The 15870-nt window shown below is 71.8% G+C and carries 14 protein-coding genes; 10 read left to right on the forward strand and 4 right to left on the reverse strand.

Annotation, left to right across the window (positions count from 1 at the left end):
* The first annotated feature begins 110 nt into the window (after nucleotides 1-110).
* From ACZ59A_RS14540 to ACZ59A_RS14585, 10 genes are all read left to right on the forward strand, one after another.
* Nucleotides 111-1820, forward strand: coding sequence for an ABC transporter substrate-binding protein (locus tag ACZ59A_RS14540; protein WP_470958119.1), 1710 nt, complete (start codon nucleotides 111-113; stop codon nucleotides 1818-1820).
* Complete coding sequence (locus ACZ59A_RS14545) at nucleotides 1820-2782, forward strand: ABC transporter permease (protein WP_470958122.1); 963 nt, start codon at nucleotides 1820-1822, stop codon at nucleotides 2780-2782. The genes ACZ59A_RS14540 and ACZ59A_RS14545 overlap by 1 nt, the downstream gene beginning before the upstream one ends.
* The gene (locus ACZ59A_RS14550; protein WP_470958125.1) at nucleotides 2782-3771 is read left to right on the forward strand and encodes an ABC transporter permease; all 990 of its coding nucleotides are present in this window, start codon (nucleotides 2782-2784) and stop codon (nucleotides 3769-3771) included. Before ACZ59A_RS14545 ends, ACZ59A_RS14550 begins: the two co-directional genes overlap by 1 nt.
* On the forward strand, nucleotides 3768-4583 hold the full coding sequence (locus tag ACZ59A_RS14555; RefSeq protein WP_470958127.1) for an ABC transporter ATP-binding protein: 816 nt from the start codon (nucleotides 3768-3770) through the stop codon (nucleotides 4581-4583). The genes ACZ59A_RS14550 and ACZ59A_RS14555 overlap by 4 nt, the downstream gene beginning before the upstream one ends.
* The gene (locus ACZ59A_RS14560) at nucleotides 4580-5464 is read left to right on the forward strand and encodes an ABC transporter ATP-binding protein (RefSeq protein WP_470958128.1); all 885 of its coding nucleotides are present in this window, start codon (nucleotides 4580-4582) and stop codon (nucleotides 5462-5464) included. Before ACZ59A_RS14555 ends, ACZ59A_RS14560 begins: the two co-directional genes overlap by 4 nt.
* Nucleotides 5457-6923 (forward strand): aminopeptidase P family protein, encoded by a 1467-nt coding sequence (locus ACZ59A_RS14565; RefSeq protein WP_470958130.1) that lies wholly within the window; start codon nucleotides 5457-5459, stop codon nucleotides 6921-6923. Before ACZ59A_RS14560 ends, ACZ59A_RS14565 begins: the two co-directional genes overlap by 8 nt.
* Nucleotides 6924-6983: 60 nt before the next feature.
* Complete coding sequence (locus ACZ59A_RS14570; protein ID WP_468048482.1) at nucleotides 6984-7700, forward strand: GntR family transcriptional regulator; 717 nt, start codon at nucleotides 6984-6986, stop codon at nucleotides 7698-7700.
* Nucleotides 7701-7747: 47 nt separating this feature from the next.
* Nucleotides 7748-8755: an ADP-ribosylglycohydrolase family protein gene (locus tag ACZ59A_RS14575; RefSeq protein WP_470958132.1), complete on the forward strand. Its 1008-nt coding sequence runs from the start codon at nucleotides 7748-7750 to the stop codon at nucleotides 8753-8755.
* 80 nt (nucleotides 8756-8835) lie between these two features.
* On the forward strand, nucleotides 8836-10332 hold the full coding sequence (locus ACZ59A_RS14580; RefSeq protein WP_470958135.1) for a purine-cytosine permease family protein: 1497 nt from the start codon (nucleotides 8836-8838) through the stop codon (nucleotides 10330-10332).
* Nucleotides 10329-11321, forward strand: coding sequence for a PfkB family carbohydrate kinase (locus ACZ59A_RS14585; protein ID WP_470958137.1), 993 nt, complete (start codon nucleotides 10329-10331; stop codon nucleotides 11319-11321). Before ACZ59A_RS14580 ends, ACZ59A_RS14585 begins: the two co-directional genes overlap by 4 nt.
* Here ACZ59A_RS14585 and ACZ59A_RS14590 read toward each other — a convergent pair.
* The 4 genes from ACZ59A_RS14590 to ACZ59A_RS14605 form a co-directional block, all read right to left on the reverse strand.
* Nucleotides 11280-11834 (reverse strand): DUF2165 domain-containing protein, encoded by a 555-nt coding sequence (locus ACZ59A_RS14590; protein WP_470959645.1) that lies wholly within the window; start codon nucleotides 11832-11834, stop codon nucleotides 11280-11282. The two genes, ACZ59A_RS14585 and ACZ59A_RS14590, sit on opposite strands and share 42 nt — an antisense overlap.
* Before the next feature lie 122 nt (nucleotides 11835-11956).
* Complete coding sequence (locus ACZ59A_RS14595; protein ID WP_470958139.1) at nucleotides 11957-12718, reverse strand: hypothetical protein; 762 nt, start codon at nucleotides 12716-12718, stop codon at nucleotides 11957-11959.
* Nucleotides 12715-14787 (reverse strand): TetR family transcriptional regulator C-terminal domain-containing protein, encoded by a 2073-nt coding sequence (locus tag ACZ59A_RS14600; protein WP_470958141.1) that lies wholly within the window; start codon nucleotides 14785-14787, stop codon nucleotides 12715-12717. Before ACZ59A_RS14600 ends, ACZ59A_RS14595 begins: the two co-directional genes overlap by 4 nt.
* Complete coding sequence (locus tag ACZ59A_RS14605; protein WP_470958143.1) at nucleotides 14784-15866, reverse strand: hypothetical protein; 1083 nt, start codon at nucleotides 15864-15866, stop codon at nucleotides 14784-14786. Before ACZ59A_RS14605 ends, ACZ59A_RS14600 begins: the two co-directional genes overlap by 4 nt.
* Between the last annotated feature and the right edge of the window lie 4 nt (nucleotides 15867-15870).

The following is a 15870-nucleotide window of genomic DNA, read 5'->3' on the forward strand; positions in this document are numbered from 1 at the left end:
GGCCATCTTGGCAACTCCCCGCCCGCCCTTTACCGTCACGAGCATCAGTGCAATGTCACACAGCGCCCCATCGGTGGCCCCGCTTAGGCCCAGCCCCGAAAGAAGGCACAGTGAAAAGATCGCACTCCCTCCGGATCGCCACGCTGACCTCCTCACTGGCCCTGGCCCTCGCCGCCTGCTCCGGCGGCGGCCCGCACGGCGCCTCCGCCGCGGCCGGACCCGGCGGCAAGGCGGCCAAGGGCGGCACCGTGCGCGTCCTGACCAGCGTGGCGTTCTCCCACCTCGACCCCGCCCGCGGCTTCGACGGCGGCGTCAACAACTTCTACCGCCTCATCTACCGCACCCTGACCACCCAGGGCGCGGCGCCCGGCAAGGCCGGTACGACGGTCCGGCCCGACCTCGCCACCGACACCGGGACCCCCTCCGACGGCGGCAGGACCTGGACGTTCACCCTCAAAAAGGGGCTCCGCTTCGACAACGGCGACCCCATCACCAGCGCGGAGGTGAAGTTCGGCGTCTCGCGCGCCTGGGACCCCGAGATCGGCATCGGCTCCCCGTACGCCAGGCAGCTCATCGACGCCCCGGACGGCTACCGGGGCCCGTACGCCTCCGGGGACCTGCCCACGATCGGGACCCCGGACGCGCGGACGATCGTCTTCCATCTGAAGCGGCCCTACGCGGACTTCGGCAGCGTCGTGGCCCAGCCCACCTTCGTCCCCTTCCCCAAGGGCACCGGCGGCAAGGGGGAGTTCGACCGCGCGCCCATCGCCTCCGGCCCGTACAAGGTCGCCTCCTACAAGCGCGGCGCCGCGCTGAGGCTGGACCGCAACGCGCACTGGGACCCCCGCACGGACAGTGTCCGCAAGGCGCTGCCCGACCACTTCGCGTGGACCTTCGGCCTGGACGGCGCCACGATCGACGAGCGCATGATCGCGGGCCAGGGCGACGACGCCAGCGCCATCGCGGGCGGGGCCGGAATCCAGGCCGCCACCGTCGCCCGGATCCAGACCCCGGCCCTGCGCAAGCGCACCCTGTCCGGACTCACCGGCTGCACCACCTACCTGGGCCTGAACACCACCAAGTCGCCGCTCGACAAGGTCGCGGTGCGCCAGGCCATCGCGTACGCCGTCAACAAGGCGACCCAGGTCGACGCCGTCGGCGGCACCGCCAAGGCGCAGCAGGCCACGTCCATCCAGCCGCCGACCGTCGTCGGCCGGAAAGCTTACGACCCGTACCCCAGCAAGGGCGGCACGGGCGACATCGAGGCCGCGCGGCGGCTGCTCACCGAGGCGGGGCCCCCGGGCGGCTTCACCCTCACCCTCGACATCCGCTCCCAGCCGTACATGCAGGCCCAGGGCGTGGCGATCCAGCAGGCGCTGGCTCCGCTGAAGATCAAGGTCAAGCTCAACACCATCGACACCGCCACCTACTACGAGGCCATCGGCACCCCCTCCCAGCAGCACGACGCGGCCATCACCGGCTGGTGCCCGGACTGGCCGTCGGGCGCCACCTTCCTGCCGCCGCTGTTCGACGGCCGGAACATCACCGCCAAGGGCAACTCGAACCTTGCGCAGCTCGACGACCAGGGCGTCAACGACCGGATCGACGCGATCGCCGCAATGAAGGACGTGGACGAGCAGAACGCCGCCTACGGCGAGCTGGACGAGCAGATCATGAAGCTCGCTCCCGTCGTGCCCCTGATGTACGAGAAGTACGTCGGCGTCGTCGGGAGCAATATCGCGGGGGCGTACCTCCACGCGGGCTTCTCCGGCGGCATCGACCTCGTCTCCGTCGGCCTCGCGGCCCCGGACAAGTCCTGATGAGCGTCGTCGGCACACCGCTCCCGGACGCCGAGGCCCAGGGCCTGGCCAAGAGCCCGGTGGCACCGCTGACCTCGGGCCGCCGCATCGTCGGCGCGCTGCGGCGCGACCGCGCCGCGGTGGCCGCCGCCGGGTTCCTCGGGCTGCTCTGCCTGGTGGCCCTGTGCGCCCCGCTGATCACCGCGCTCACCGGCCGGGGCCCGTACGCCTTCGACTCCACCGCGATCGACACCAGCCTCGGCGGGGTGCCCAGGGGCTCGTACGGGGGCATCGGCTCCGAGCACCTCTTCGGCGTCGAACCGCAGAACGGCCGGGACATCCTCGCGCGCATCGTCCACGGCGCCCGCGTGTCCCTGCTGATCGCGCTGTCCTGCACCCTGCTCACCGGGGTGCTCGGCGTCGTCCTCGGCATGCTCGCCGGGTTCTACCGGGGGTGGGTGGACCAGGTGATCTCCCGGCTCATGGACTTCCTCATGGCGTTCCCCGCGCTCATCTTCATGATCGCGATCCTGTCCTCGCTGCCGACGGGAAACCGGCCGGTGCTGCTGGTGGCCGTCATCAGCGGCTTCGGCTGGCCGTATCTCGCCCGCGTCATCCGGGGCCAGACGATGGCGCTGGCGAGCCGGGAGTTCGTGGAGGCGGCCAGGGCGTCGGGCGCCCGCGACCGCGACCTGGTGTTCCGCGAGATCCTGCCCAACCTGCGCGGCCCGATCACGGTCATGGCCACGCTCGCCGTGCCCGGCTACATCGGCACCGAGGCCGGGCTGTCCTTCCTCGGCGTCGGCATCACCCCGCCCACCCCGTCCTGGGGCCAGATGATCGCGAACTCGGTGAGCTGGTACCAGGTCGACCCGATGTACTTCGTGATCCCGGGTGCCTTCCTCTTCCTCACCGTGCTGTCCCTGACCGTGCTCGGGGACCGGCTGCGGCACGCCATCGACGAGGGGGAGGCGGCCGCCTGATGATCCGCTACCTCGTGGGACGGCTCGCCGGTGTCGTCCTCATCCTCTTCGCCGTCTGTCTGTTCACCTACCTCATCTTCTTCCAGCTCTCGCCCGACCCCGCGGTGATGATCTGCGGCAAGACCTGCACCGAGGAACGGATCGGCGCCATCCGCGAGGCACTCGGCCTCGACCGGCCCTTCCTGAGCCAGTTCGGGGCGTTCCTCGGCGGGATCTTCGCCGGGCGCGACTACGGCTCGGGCGCCACGCTCGTCCACTGCCCGGCGCCGTGCCTCGGCTACAGCTTCCAGACCGACGAGTCCGTCTGGTCCATGATCACCGCACGGCTGCCGGTCAGCGCCACCCTGGCCGTCGGCGCCGCGGTGCTGTGGCTGCTCGTCGGGGTGACCGCCGGGCTGCTCAGCGCCGTACGGCAGGGGACCTGGTGGGACCGCGGCGCGATGGCACTGGCCCTCGGCGGCATCAGCGTCCCCAACTATGTGCTCGCCCTGGTCCTTCAGTACGTACTCGTCGTCAAGCTCGAATGGCTGCCGTTCCCCTCGGACATCGCCTTCTCCGACGATCCGGCGCGGTGGTTCCAGTCGTATCTGATGCCATGGATGGTGCTCGCGGCCGGATATGCCTGCCTGTACGCGAGGCTGACGCGCACCCAGGTGATCGAGACGCTGTCCGAGAACTTCCTGCGCACCGCCAGGGCCAAGGGGCTCAAGCGGCCCCTCGTGCTGCGCCGCCACGCGCTCCGGCCCGCGCTCACCCCCGTCACCACCCTCTTCGGGATGGACTTCGCGGGGCTGCTCGGCGGCGCCCTCATCACCGAGACCGTCTTCGGCCTGGGCGGCATCGGGAAGCTGGCCGCCGACTCCATCGCGAAGAACGACCAGCCGGTGATCATGGCGGTCACGCTGCTGGCGGCCTTCTTCGTGGTGGTCGGCAACGTGGTCGTGGACCTCGTCTACACCGCCCTGGACCCGAGAGTGAGGATCCGATGAGTGCACGCCCGGGGCTCCTCGTCGTGGAAGATCTCACCGTCACCCTGCCCACCGCCCGCGGTCCCGTCGACGTCGTCAAGGGCGTGTCCTTCACCGTCGACAGGGACGACACCCTCGGCATCGTCGGAGAGTCGGGCTCCGGCAAGTCCATGACCAGTCTCGCCGTCATGGGGCTGCTGCCGCGCGGCGCGAGGACATCCGGCAGCGTCCGGCTCGACGGCGAGGAACTGCTCGGCCGCCCCGACCGCGAGCTGCGCCGGATCCGGGGCGACGGGATCTCCATGGTGTTCCAGGACCCGCTGTCCTCGCTCAACCCCTATTACACGGTGGGCCTCCAGATCGAGGAGGCATACCGGGCGCACCGCGGCGGCTCGCGGAAGGCCGCCCGGGCCGTGGCCGTCGAGGCGCTGACGCAGGTGGGCATCCCCGACCCCGAGCGACGGGCGTCCCACTACCCGCACCAGTTCTCCGGCGGGCAGCGCCAGCGCGTCATGATCGCCATGGCGCTCGTCTGCTCCCCGTCCCTGCTGATCGCCGACGAGCCGACGACCGCGCTCGACGTCACCGTCCAGGCGCAGATCTTGGCGCTGCTCGCCGGGCTCCAGGAGCGGACCGGCACCGGGATGGTCTTCATCACCCACGATCTGGCCGTCGTCAGCTCCCTCGCGCGGCGGATCCTGGTGATGCGCGAGGGCGACCCGGTCGAGTACGGGGAGGCCGAGCGGATCTTCTCCGACCCGCACCATCCGTACACCCGGGCGCTGCTGGAGAGCGTGCCGCGCATCGACGACGACGTGGAGGTGCGTCCGTGAGCGAACCACTGCTGCGGGCACGGGAGCTGACCAAGACCTTCACCGGCCGCGGCCCCGGCGGAGTGCTCGGCCGCCGGGTCGCGTTCACCGCCGTCGACCGGGTGAGTTTCGACATCCGCGCGGGGGAGACCCTCGCCGTCGTCGGGGAGTCCGGCAGCGGGAAGTCCACCACCGCCCGGATGGCCGCGAAGCTGATGGAACCGACGGGCGGCAGCCTGGAGTTCGCGGGCGAGGACGTCACCCGGGCCACGGGGTCCGCGCTCGCCCGGTTCCGCAGGGGAGTCCAGGTCGTCTTCCAGGACCCGTACTCCTCGCTCAATCCGCGGCACACCGTGGAACGCATCCTCATGGCGCCGCTGGACTACCAGGGCATCGCGCCCCGGGGCGGCCGACGCGCCCTGACCAAGGAGCTGATGGAGCGGGTCGGGCTCGACCCCGACCACTCCCAGCGCTACCCCGCGCAGTTCTCCGGCGGGCAGGCCCAGCGCATCGGCATCGCCCGGGCGCTCGCCGTGGGCCCGCGGCTCGTCATCTGCGACGAAGCCGTCTCCGCGCTGGACGTCTCGGTCCGGGCCCAGGTGCTCGACCTGCTGCGACGGCTCCAGCGCGAGAGCGGCTTCGCGTACCTCTTCATCGCCCACGACCTCGCAGTGGTGCGCCGCATCGCGCACCGGGTGGCGGTCATGAACGAGGGGCGCATCGTGGAAACGGGCCCGTGCGCACGGGTCTTCGCCGACCCTCAGGCCCCGTACACCCGCACCCTGCTGGCCGCGATTCCCCGCATCGACCCGGAATGGGACCGAACCCGCCGCGCCCGCACCGCCGTTGGACGGTCCGGCGACGACCGAGCGAGCGACCTAGGAGGCACCACCCATGGCTGACCGCGACCGCGACCGCGACCGTGAGACCGACCGGACGATCGCCGCACCCGGCCGGTCCGGGCCCGTCCCCACCGAGCCGGACCCCCGGCTGCCCAGGCTCGGCGACATCCCCGGCTTCACCACGTACATGGCCCAGGGCTGGGCCACCCCCGACCGCACACCCCCCACCGCCCCCGGCGCGCCCGAGGCCGCCGCCGCACACCGCGCCCGGCTCGGCGCGGCGTTCCCCGGCCGGGCCGTCGTCGTGGCCAGTGGCAGCGCCCCCGTACGCAGCAACGACACCCGGTACGACTTCCGCCCGGACAGCAACTTCTTCTGGCTCACCGGCTGCGCGGCCGAGGACGCCGTCCTCGTCCTGCGGCCCTCGGGCACCGGACACGACGCGACCCTGTACCTACCGTCCCCGGCCCACCCCGGCGAGCCAGGATTCTTTTCCGACGCCGCGTACGGCGAACTGTGGGTCGGCGCCGCCCCCGGCCCGGGCGACTGGGCGGGGGCGCTCCAGTTGGAGGTCCGCCCGGCCGGTGAGCTGGAGGCCGCGCTGACGGCGCTCGCCGACCCGCTGATCACCGGGCCCCTCACCACCGATGACCACCACAAGCCCTCGGCCGAGTTGGAGCGCACCCTCGCCGAACTGCGCATGATCAAGGACGACTGGGAGATCGCCCGGCTCCGCGAGGCCGTCGACCGGACCGTCTCCGGATTCGCCGCCGTGGTCGCGGAGTTCCCCACCGCCCTCGAAGGCCCCGGCGAACGCTGGCTGCAAGGCACCTTCGAACGCCACGCCCGCACCTACGGCAACGGCCCCGGCTACGCCACCATCGTCGGCAGCGGCGCACACGCTCCCACCCTGCACTGGGTGCGGTGCGACGGCCCGGTCCGCCCCGACGACGTGGTCCTGCTCGACATGGGCGTCGAGACCCGTGACCTCTACACCGCCGACGTCACCCGCACCTTCCCCGCCTCCGGCCGCTTCTCCGCCGCGCAGACCCAGGTCCACGACCTGGTCGAGAAGGCCCACCGCGCGGCGCTCGCCCAGGTGCGCCCCGGGAAGCGCTTCACCGACTTCCACGGGGCCGCGATGGAGGTCATCGCCCATGGCCTCCACGACTGGGGGCTCCTCCCGGTCTCCGTCGACGAGGCCCTCTCCGACCGCGGCCAGCACCACCGCCGCTGGCTGGTCTGCGGCATCGGCCACCACCTCGGCCTCGACGTGCACGACTGCGCCCAGTCCTCGTACGAGGCGTACCAGGGCGCGGAGATGGCCCCCGGCATGGTGCTCACCGTGGAACCCGGCCTGTACTTCCACGCCCACGACCTGAAGGCCCCGCCTGAGCTGCGCGGCATCGGGATACGCATCGAGGACGACCTCCTGGTGACCCCCGACGGCGCCGAGGTGCTCTCGGCCGGCCTGCCACTGGACGCCGCGGGCCTGGAGCGCTGGATGAGCCGGGGCTGAGGCCACGGGATCCATGCCAGGCACTAGACAGGACTGGACAGGTATGGCTAGCTTCTGGACATGACTGAACAGGTCCTCAAGCATCAGCGCATCGCCGGTGTCCTGGCCCGTGAGATCCACAGCGGCGCTCTGGAGCCGGGCAGCAGGCTCCCCGGTGAGCATGCGCTGACCCGGCGCTTCGCGGTGAGCCGGAACACCGTCCGGCAGGCGCTGGACGAGCTGAGCAAGCGGGGACTGATCTCCACGCACGCCGGAGTCGGCTCGTTCGTCACCTTCGACGGCGGCCTGCTGGACAACCGGCTCGGCTGGACCAGGGCCCTGGCCGACCAGGGGGCCCGGATCACCACCGAGGTGCTGCGCCTGGAGGCGGTGCGCGATGCCCCGCTGGCCGGGGAGCTGGGCATCGAGGGCGCCGAGTTCCTGGCGCTGGACCGGCTGCGGATCCTGCCCGAGGGCATCCCCGTCTCGCTGGAGCGCAGCAGGGTCCCGCTGCTTCCGGCCCTCGCCGAGGTGCCGCTGCGCGGACTCGTCGACGGCTCGCTGACCAAGACCCTGGCCGCGGCGGGGGTACGGGCCACCCACGGCGACGAGTGGGCGTCCGTTGCCGGGCTGGACGCCGACGAGGCGGCCCTGCTGCGGCGCGCCGAGGGGGACCTGTTCCTGCGTACCCGCAGGGTCAGCCGCGGGGCCGACGGCCGCGTCGCCGAACACGTCACCAGCCTGCTGGACCCCGCCCGTTTCCAACTGCACCTCGGCTTCGGCGAGCCGCCCCGGTGAACCGCCGTCCGTCCGCCACCACTCCGTACCCACACCAGGAAGTCTTGATGAACGACCAGCACGACCGCGCACTCGGAGCCCTGTACGGCCTGGCCTTGGGCGATGCCCTCGGCATGCCGACCCAGATCATGCCCCGGCGGTCGATCGTCGCCCGGTTCGGCACCGTGACCGGGTTCGAACCGGGCCCGGCGGACAATCCGGTGAGCGCCGGAATGCCCGCCGGGTCGGTCACCGACGACACCGATCAGGCCGTCATCGTGGGCCGCCTGCTGGTGGAGGGCAACGGACGCATCGACCCGCTGGGGCTCGCCAGGGAGCTGCTGGAGTGGGAGCGCGCCATGAAGGCCAAGGGCTCGTACGACCTGCTCGGCCCCTCCACGAAGGCCGCCCTGGAGGCCGTCTCGCGCGGTGTGCCGCCCGAGGAGGCGGGCCGGTCGGGCGCCACCAACGGCGCCGCCATGCGGATCACCCCGGTCGGCGTCGCCTTCCCCGACAAGCCGCTCGAAACCTTCGTCGACCACGTGGCGGCGGCCTGCCGGGTCACCCATGACACCACCCTCGGCATCGCCTCCGCCGCGGCCGTGGGCGCGGCGGTGAGCCGTGGCGTCGGCGGCGGCGGTCTGGAGGACGTGTTCGCCGCGGCGATCACGGCCGCGGCGGCCGGTGCCGAGCGCGGCCACTGGGTGTACGGCGCCGCCATCGCGGCCCGTATCGAATGGGCCGTGGACCTGGTCCGCGGCCTGCCCGAGGAGCGGGCCCTGGACCGCATCAACGACCTCGTCGGCACCAGCGTGGCCAGCCAGGAGTCGGTGCCCGCGGCCTTCGCCGTGCTCGCCCTGGCCGAAGGCGAACCGTGGCGCGCCTGCCTCCTGGCGGCGAACCTCGGCGGCGACTGCGACACCATCGGTGCCATCGCCGGGGCGGTCGCCGGATCCCTCAGCGGCGCCTCGGCCCTCCCCGCCGACGCGCTCGCCACCCTCCGTTCCGTCAACGGCCTCGATCTGGAGCCGCTGGCCACCTCCCTCCTCGCGCTGCGGGCCGCCGCAGCCGGGTGACCACGTGCCGGTCCCGTGCCGCCCAGTCCCCGGGGCGGCGCGGACGGCCCGCAGTCCCGCACAGAAAGACAGGTACGACCATGGCCGCTTCGCAGGACGACCGCGTCGGCGCGGTGGAGACACGCGGCATCGAGCCGGTGCCCGACACCGAGCGCCACGGCCACGCAGGGCAGATGTTCTGGACGTGGTTCGCGGCGAACATCAGCATTCTGGGGCTGCCGCTCGGCGCCGCCCTCGTCAGCTTCCGCGGCCTGAACATCTGGCAGGCGGCTCTCGTGGCCGTCCTCGGCTCGTTCGGCTCGTTCGCCCTGGTGGGCGGGTTGAGCATCGCGGGCAAACGCGGTGGCGCGCCCGCCCTCACCCTTTCCCGCGCGGTGTTCGGCGTGCGCGGCAACGCGGGCCCCACCCTGATCACCTGGCTGAGCCGTCTCGGCTGGGAGACCATCAACACCACCACGGCCGCCTTCGCCCTGCTGGCCCTGCTCGACGTGGCGTTCGGCGTACGCCAGAACGCCGTCCTCACCGTGATCTGCCTGCTGGTCTTCATCGGCTGCACCCTGCTGATCAGCGGTCTCGGCCATGCCACCATCATGTGGATCAACAAGTGGGCCACCTACGTCTTCGGCGTGCTCAACCTCGTCGTTATCGCCTTCCTCGCGGCCACCGTGGCCTGGCACAAGGTCTTCCAGGCCCCGGCCGGACCGGTGAGCGCGATGGTCGTGGGCACCGGGATGATCGCCGCGGGCACCGGCATCGGCTGGGCCAACGCGGGCGCCGACTACGCCCGTTACCTGCCGCGGCGGATCCCCGGCCGCAGACTGGTGGCCGCCTCCGCGTTCGGCGCGGGCATCCCGCTGGTCGTGCTCATCTCGCTCGGCTCGCTGCTCGCGGCGGGGCAGCCGGACCTGGCCTCGGCCGCCGATCCGGTCTCGGCCATCAACGCGATGCTGCCCTCGTGGATGTCGATCCCGTATCTGATCGCGGCCTTCGGCGGACTTCTGCTCTCCAACCACCTGTCCGTGTACTCCGCCGGGCTCACCATGATCACCCTGGGGATACGGGTCCGGCGCACCGTGGCGGTCGGGCTGGACGTGGTCGTCACCTTCGCGGGCGGCATCTACTTCATCCTCATCGCCAAGGACTTCTACGGCCCGTTCATCACCTTCCTCACCCTCCTGGCCGTGCCCATCACCGCCTGGGTGGGGGTCTTCGCGGTCGACCTGCTGCTCCGTCAGTCCTACGACCGCGCGGCGCTGATGGACGTCGGCCGCACCAGCCGCTACTGGTTCCGGGGCGGCGTCCGCTGGTCCGCGCTGGCCGCGTGGCTGGTGGCCATCGTGGTCGGGCTGCTCTTCACCGAGGCCGCCACCGGCGCGACCGACATCTGGTTCGCCGGACCGCTCTCCGACACCTGGGTCGGCACCAACGGCCTGGGCTGGGTCGTGACCCTCGCCCTCGCGGCGGGCCTCTACGCGGTGCTGCGGCGATGGGGCGGCGCCACGGAGCGCTCCGGCGTCTCCGATGTGTCCGACGAGCCGCACACGCTGCCCGAGCCGACCGCACAGGAGCACGCATGAGCCGGTTGGTGCTGGTCGGCAACGCCATCGTCGACCTGGTCATGCGGGTTCCCGCACTGCCCGAACGCGGTGGCGACGTCGTCTCCACGGACACCACCTTCGTCACCGGCGGCGGCTTCAACGTCCTCGCCGCCGCCCGCCGCCTCGGCCTGCCCGCCGTCTACGCCGGAGGCCATGGCTCGGGGCCGTTCGCGGACCGGGTGCGCGCGGACCTCGCGCGGGAGGACATCGAGGTGCTGCTGCCGCCGCTGCCGGACACCGACACCGGCTTCTGCATCGCCCTCGTCGACGACGAAGGCGAGCGGACCTTCGCCACCAGCCTCGGCGCGGAGGCCCGGCTGACCGAGGCCGACACGGCGGTGGTGCTCGCCGCGCTGCTCCCCGGCGACCTGGTGCAGATCTCCGGGTACGGTCTCGCCCACCCCGCGGGCGGCCCGGTCCTGGCCCGGCTCATCGCGCGGCTGCCTGCGGACGCGCGGGTCTTCCTCGACCCGGGGCCGCTGGTCTCCGACATTCCCGAGGACGTGCTGAGCGTGGCCCTGGCGCGCTGCGACTGGATCAGCTGCAACCAGCGCGAGGGGCGGCTGCTGACCGGTCTGGACGACGCCCGCCGGACCGCCGCCGCGCTCGCCGCCCGGCTGGGCCCGGACACCGGGGTGATCGTACGAGCCGACGCGGCCGGCTGTCTGCTCCTGCCGCCCGGCGGCGAGCCCGTGCACGTCCCCGGCCGTCAGGTGACCGCGGTCGACAGCAACGGCGCGGGCGACGCCCACACCGGCGCGTTCCTGGCCCTCCTGGGCAGCGGGCTGACCCCGCTCGACGCCGTACGGGGCGCCAACGCGGCGGCCGCCTTCGCGGTCACCCGGCGCGGGCCCGCCACCGGGCCGACCCGCGCCGAACTCCTCGGTTTCCTGGACGGCGACGCTCCCGCCGCCGCGACGCTTCGCTCAGCTCTCGGGGGCGGGTTCGGCCCGCCCGGCCGAGGCTGAGGGCAGGTGCGTGAGCAGCAGGACGATCCCGGAGAGCAGGAAGACGCGGGTGGCGGCGTCCAGCCCGTTCCAGCTCTTCGACTGCCACATGGAGAACCACTCGCCGCCGATGGCGATGAACCCGGCGCCGAACAGCAGCATCAGCATCAACAGCCCGACGGTGCCCGCCCGTCGGGCCCGCCGGATGCCGCTTCCGTCACCACGCAGGCTCATGCACCACATGGCCGTCGCGGCGATGAGGACGAGAGCGGCGACGGTCTCCCAGACGATGATGGCGATGTAGGCGGCGTCCTGCAGCGCGGTCGACGTGATCGCCCGCCACATCAGGTCGTCGTCCTTGAACGTCGTGTCCATCGCCAGGACATGCCGCACGAACTGCTGGTTGGTGCCGAAGTCGGTGATGTTGCCGAACGCCACGAGCGCGATGTACAGCGCCATCGTCCCGGTGAGCACCGCCGAGACGGCGGAGAGGGTGCGGGGCGAACGCAACCCGTCTGATCGTTCGCTCACCATGTGTTCTCTCACCACGGTCACTTTTCCTCCCCCTGGATCCCCTGGATCCCGCGTGATCCCGCTGATCGTGCTGGATCATCCACCATGCACGGGAGAACAGTCCAGCGGTGGTACCCGTTGGATCAAGTGAAAGCGGTCTCCGTCCGCTCCGGGGACGCCGGTTCGGGCGCGAGGAAGCTCAGGACGGTCTCCAGGAGATCCATCGCGCGCGCTCTGGTGCCCGGCTCGTGAAAGGCACCGAGCAGTTCCTCGAATCGGGCTCTCATCAGGGCGTTCTCATCGTGTCGGCCGAGGGCCGCATCGGCATGCAGCGCGTCGGTCACGAGTCGGAAGGCCGCGATGACCGACTCCGTCTTGGCCTTCGGGTCTCCGGCGGAGAACTGCAGGTCCGCGTATCTGTCGAGCCACCACACCAGGCCGAGTCCGCCGTCGAGCAGGAGGTCGCGGAGCACTTCCAGGCGTGCCACGTGGGCTGCCCCCTCGACGCGGTGCCGTTCGGCGGCCTCGTTCCGGCGGCGTGCGGCCAGCAGCGTGTCCTCCCCGACGGTCACCGTGCCCCGGCCCGTCACGCGCAGCCGCTCATCGTCGCGAATCTCCTCGCTGAGCGCGCGGTTGACGGCGGTCTCCGCGGTCTCGGCCATGAGGACGGGGCAGGTGCGCAGGGCTTTTGCGGCGTGATCCGTCAGCAGCGACCGCGCCACCGCGTCGCCGTGGAGGAGCGGAGCCCGGTGCGATGCCTCCGGTGCCCAGTCGTAGGCGAAGCGCACATCGAAAGAGAGACCGTGGTCCGCGCTGGGCAGCCGGGCGGAGAAGGCCCTCCCGAAGGGGCTGGCCTCCCGCCCGGCGGAACCGGCGGCCCGCCGACGGAAGAGACGCGGCCTCATGCGGCGCTGTGAGCGGTGGACGTCGCGGGGCGGGTCGCCGTTTCCCTGACAACCTCGATCAGCCGCATACGCAGCTGGGAGCGGAACGGAGCCGTCCCGGCGATGAGCCGGTCGAGTTCACCGCCCATCACATCGGCCTGGGCCGCGAAAATGACCGCGACGACTTCCTCCACGGCGTCCCCGGGCAGCTCACCGGCTTCGGCCGCGTCGCACCACCGACCGAGGACGTCCGACGCGCGACCGCGCAGTTCAGGGCGGTGCCAGGTGGCCTGCCAGCCCTCGCGGAGCAGCTCCCGGACGGCCTGGCCGTGCTCCGCCTCCGCGGTGAGGAGGAGGGAGACCGGAGACGCGGCGGAATCGGTATCGTCCAGAGCGAACACATCGAGGAAGGCCGTGCGGCTGAACTCCCCCTTCTCCGACGCGTTCTTCTCCGGCGTGGTCCAGTCGACGAGCGTCTTCAGCACCCGCGCCGAGAGATCGGCGTCGCCCAGCAGGGACTTCAGCGTGGCCAGCGCCACCGCGCGTACCTCCTCGTCCTCGGCCGTCCGCGCCTTCTTCTTCCAGGTGCTCTCCAGCACGTACTTCAGCCTGGTCAGGGCGACGCTGGTGTACTCACGGACCAGCTTCTTCCCGCACACCCGTGCGACGGCCAGCTGGCGTTCGGGCGAGTTGGTGCCCTGAGCCCATTGAGCGAGGACCTTGCGGACCTCCGGTCCCAGAACGGGGTTGACCGCGAGTTGGTCCAGCACGTCGACCGCGAGCTGCGTGTAGCGGACGCTTCGATTGCGCAGCCAGTCCTGCGTCAGGCCGAGAACGACATCGGCCCCTTCGGACTCGGCCAGCGTCGTCAGGACCCCGGCGAGCCTGGGCAGGCAGCTGTCGGCGATGCCCTGCGGCTGGCTGACCGCCGAGAGCCAGCGGGTGAGGACGGGCACGAGTTGCGGCCGCTCCCGCCAGACGTGCCCGAGCAACGCCCGGTCTATGCCCGGGTGATGCTTGGTGATGGAGACGGTGCCGTCCGGCCCGTAGTCGAGTCCGGCGTCGGTGCAGCGTTGGCTGCCGCCCGCACCCCCCAGCGGACCGCCCTGCCGCACCGGCCAGTGGATCTCCGGGTCGGCCAGGAGGGCATCGGCGGCGTCGAGGACCGTACGGGCACCGGCACCGTCGAGGAAGGAGGCGGCGATCTGCAGGGCCCGCCGTTCCGGCGCCTCCGGGTCGGTGGAGCCGAACCAGTCGGTGAGCTTGTGCTTCCAGCCCTTGAACCCATCGAGCGCATCCGTGTCCCCGGGGCCCTTCGCGCGCAGAACGACATGCGCCAGGCGTACGGCCTCGGCAGGCGGCTCGCCGCCGCGCAGCAGACCCGCGAACACACTGGAGTTGTCCGTGAGCCATGAGGCGCGTCCGGCCCGCTCGGGGTCGGCCTCGATCCGCCGACGGGCGACCTCCAGCGCGGAGGGCGGGTCCATCTCCATGACCCTCACCGGTGAGGTCCGGCTGTTCATGGCGGTGCTGTTCCAGACGCGCGGGGTGGCGACGACGACCAGGAGGGTGCCGGTGGTGAGCGCCCGCATGGCGTATTCGGCGAGCCGGTCGTGGAACTCCTTGTCGAGCGGCTCCCTGACCCCGGCGAGGTTGAGCAGGTATCCCGTGTGGGGCTCGCAGGGGATGCGGTCGGCGTCGGGCTTCTCCCAGTCCGGGTACAGCTCGACGATGTCCTGGTTCTTGTCGGCCAGAGCCACGTCGAGCATGTCCAGCGCCGTGGTGCGGCGCCCCGAGGACTCCTTGCCCAGGAGCGCGATGACACTGCCTTCGGTCGGGTCGGCGACAGGGAACGGCTCCGGTACCGGCCCACCGAACCCCATGGACGGTGGGACGAAGAGCGGTGTGCGGAGGATGAGGCCGCGGTCGACGGGGTGGGGGCGCAGCAGGGCGAGCCCCGAGACGATGTGCTTGATGACGAGGTCGCGGCCCGCCACCATCACGTCCCTTCCCGCGGACGGGCGGTCGACCGTGATCCTCCGGAACGCGGCCTCTTCGAAGCCCTCGGGCTGATCGCTGCCGAAGTTCATCGCTGTCCTCCCTTGTAGACCTTGGTGTCGCGGCCGCCCAGGATGAAGTCCCCCTTGGCCCGCACATCGCGGACGCTGATGGTGTTCTGGGCAGGGCTCTCCGTACGCGCGGACTCCGCTGCCTCGGCGAGGGTCCGCACCTCGTCGGCCGCCGCGTCGGAGAGTGCCGCGATGCGTGCCAGGGCGGTGGTGGCCTGGTCGGTGAACATGGCGGCGAGGCTGTCGTGCTGTGCGCCCTCCACCGTGGCGAGGCACCGGTCGAAGCCGTCGAACAGGTCCAGGACCGTCCGCCGCTCCTCGGGCGCGTGGTGGCCGAGCAGGGCGGCGCACCGGTTCCGTACGAAGGCCCAGGCGTCCGTGGCCATGGCGCCCACGACAGCGCTACCGGCCAGCGCCGCGATGGCTTCGGGCGTGTTCATGCGGGGGTCCTCCTGCTTTCCGTCCGCGGTGCCCGGCACCGGGTGACCGTTGAGGGTGAGGCCGCGGATCTCGGCCGTGCTGTGTTCGGGGATCTGGATCCACCCGTATCCGGCGAACTCGTCGTGGCGCACATGCACCTTGATGTACTCGTCCGGGTCCAGCCCGTGGCCGCGCTGCTGGACGACGTCCTGGTAGAGCCGGTCCGAGACGATGACGGCCAGGCTCGTGGTGCGGGTCCCGTTCAGCACGGACTTCAGCGGGGGTGCGTTCAGATAACGGGCCACGGCTATGGGTGCGGGACCGCTGTGTCCGAGCGCCGCGGTCCTGGCCACCCCGATGTCCACGGCCAGCCGAAGCCGCATCGGCTGCTTCCGCGGACGATGGGCGTTGCACTCCCCGAGGGCGACCGTGAGATTCCTGACGAACTCACCGAGCACGATCTGCTCCGGAGTGCCGAGGGGCAGTACGGCGAACTCCTGGTCGCCCTGCGGCTGTCGGGTCCAGGACAGCCTGTCCAGGCCGCTCATGCCCGCCGCTCTGTCGAGCACCGCGACGAGTTCGGCCTGCGTCCGCTCCTGCTGCGGGATGTCCAGCCTGCTGTACCGCTCCACGTCGGCGGCCATACAGAGATGGCGCGTGATGGTGTTCTGTGATGCCATGCGA

Source organism: Streptomyces sp. NPDC040405, assembly GCF_055595765.1.

Excerpts from the sequence above, each read along its gene's own strand:
- ACZ59A_RS14545 (WP_470958122.1), top strand. The coding sequence starts at position 1,820 with ATGAGCGTCGTCGGCACACCGCTCCCGGACGCCGAGGCCCAGGGCCTG.
- ACZ59A_RS14550 (WP_470958125.1), top strand. The coding sequence starts at position 2,782 with ATGATCCGCTACCTCGTGGGACGGCTCGCCGGTGTCGTCCTCATCCTC.
- ACZ59A_RS14555 (WP_470958127.1), top strand. The coding sequence starts at position 3,768 with ATGAGTGCACGCCCGGGGCTCCTCGTCGTGGAAGATCTCACCGTCACC.
- ACZ59A_RS14565 (WP_470958130.1), top strand. The coding sequence starts at position 5,457 with ATGGCTGACCGCGACCGCGACCGCGACCGTGAGACCGACCGGACGATC.
- ACZ59A_RS14570 (WP_468048482.1), top strand. The coding sequence starts at position 6,984 with ATGACTGAACAGGTCCTCAAGCATCAGCGCATCGCCGGTGTCCTGGCC.
- ACZ59A_RS14575 (WP_470958132.1), top strand. The coding sequence starts at position 7,748 with ATGAACGACCAGCACGACCGCGCACTCGGAGCCCTGTACGGCCTGGCC.
- ACZ59A_RS14580 (WP_470958135.1), top strand. The coding sequence starts at position 8,836 with ATGGCCGCTTCGCAGGACGACCGCGTCGGCGCGGTGGAGACACGCGGC.
- ACZ59A_RS14585 (WP_470958137.1), top strand. The coding sequence starts at position 10,329 with ATGAGCCGGTTGGTGCTGGTCGGCAACGCCATCGTCGACCTGGTCATG.
- ACZ59A_RS14590 (WP_470959645.1), bottom strand. The coding sequence starts at position 11,834 with ATGGTGAGCGAACGATCAGACGGGTTGCGTTCGCCCCGCACCCTCTCC.
- ACZ59A_RS14595 (WP_470958139.1), bottom strand. The coding sequence starts at position 12,718 with ATGAGGCCGCGTCTCTTCCGTCGGCGGGCCGCCGGTTCCGCCGGGCGG.
- ACZ59A_RS14600 (WP_470958141.1), bottom strand. The coding sequence starts at position 14,787 with ATGAACTTCGGCAGCGATCAGCCCGAGGGCTTCGAAGAGGCCGCGTTC.
- ACZ59A_RS14605 (WP_470958143.1), bottom strand. The coding sequence starts at position 15,866 with ATGGCATCACAGAACACCATCACGCGCCATCTCTGTATGGCCGCCGAC.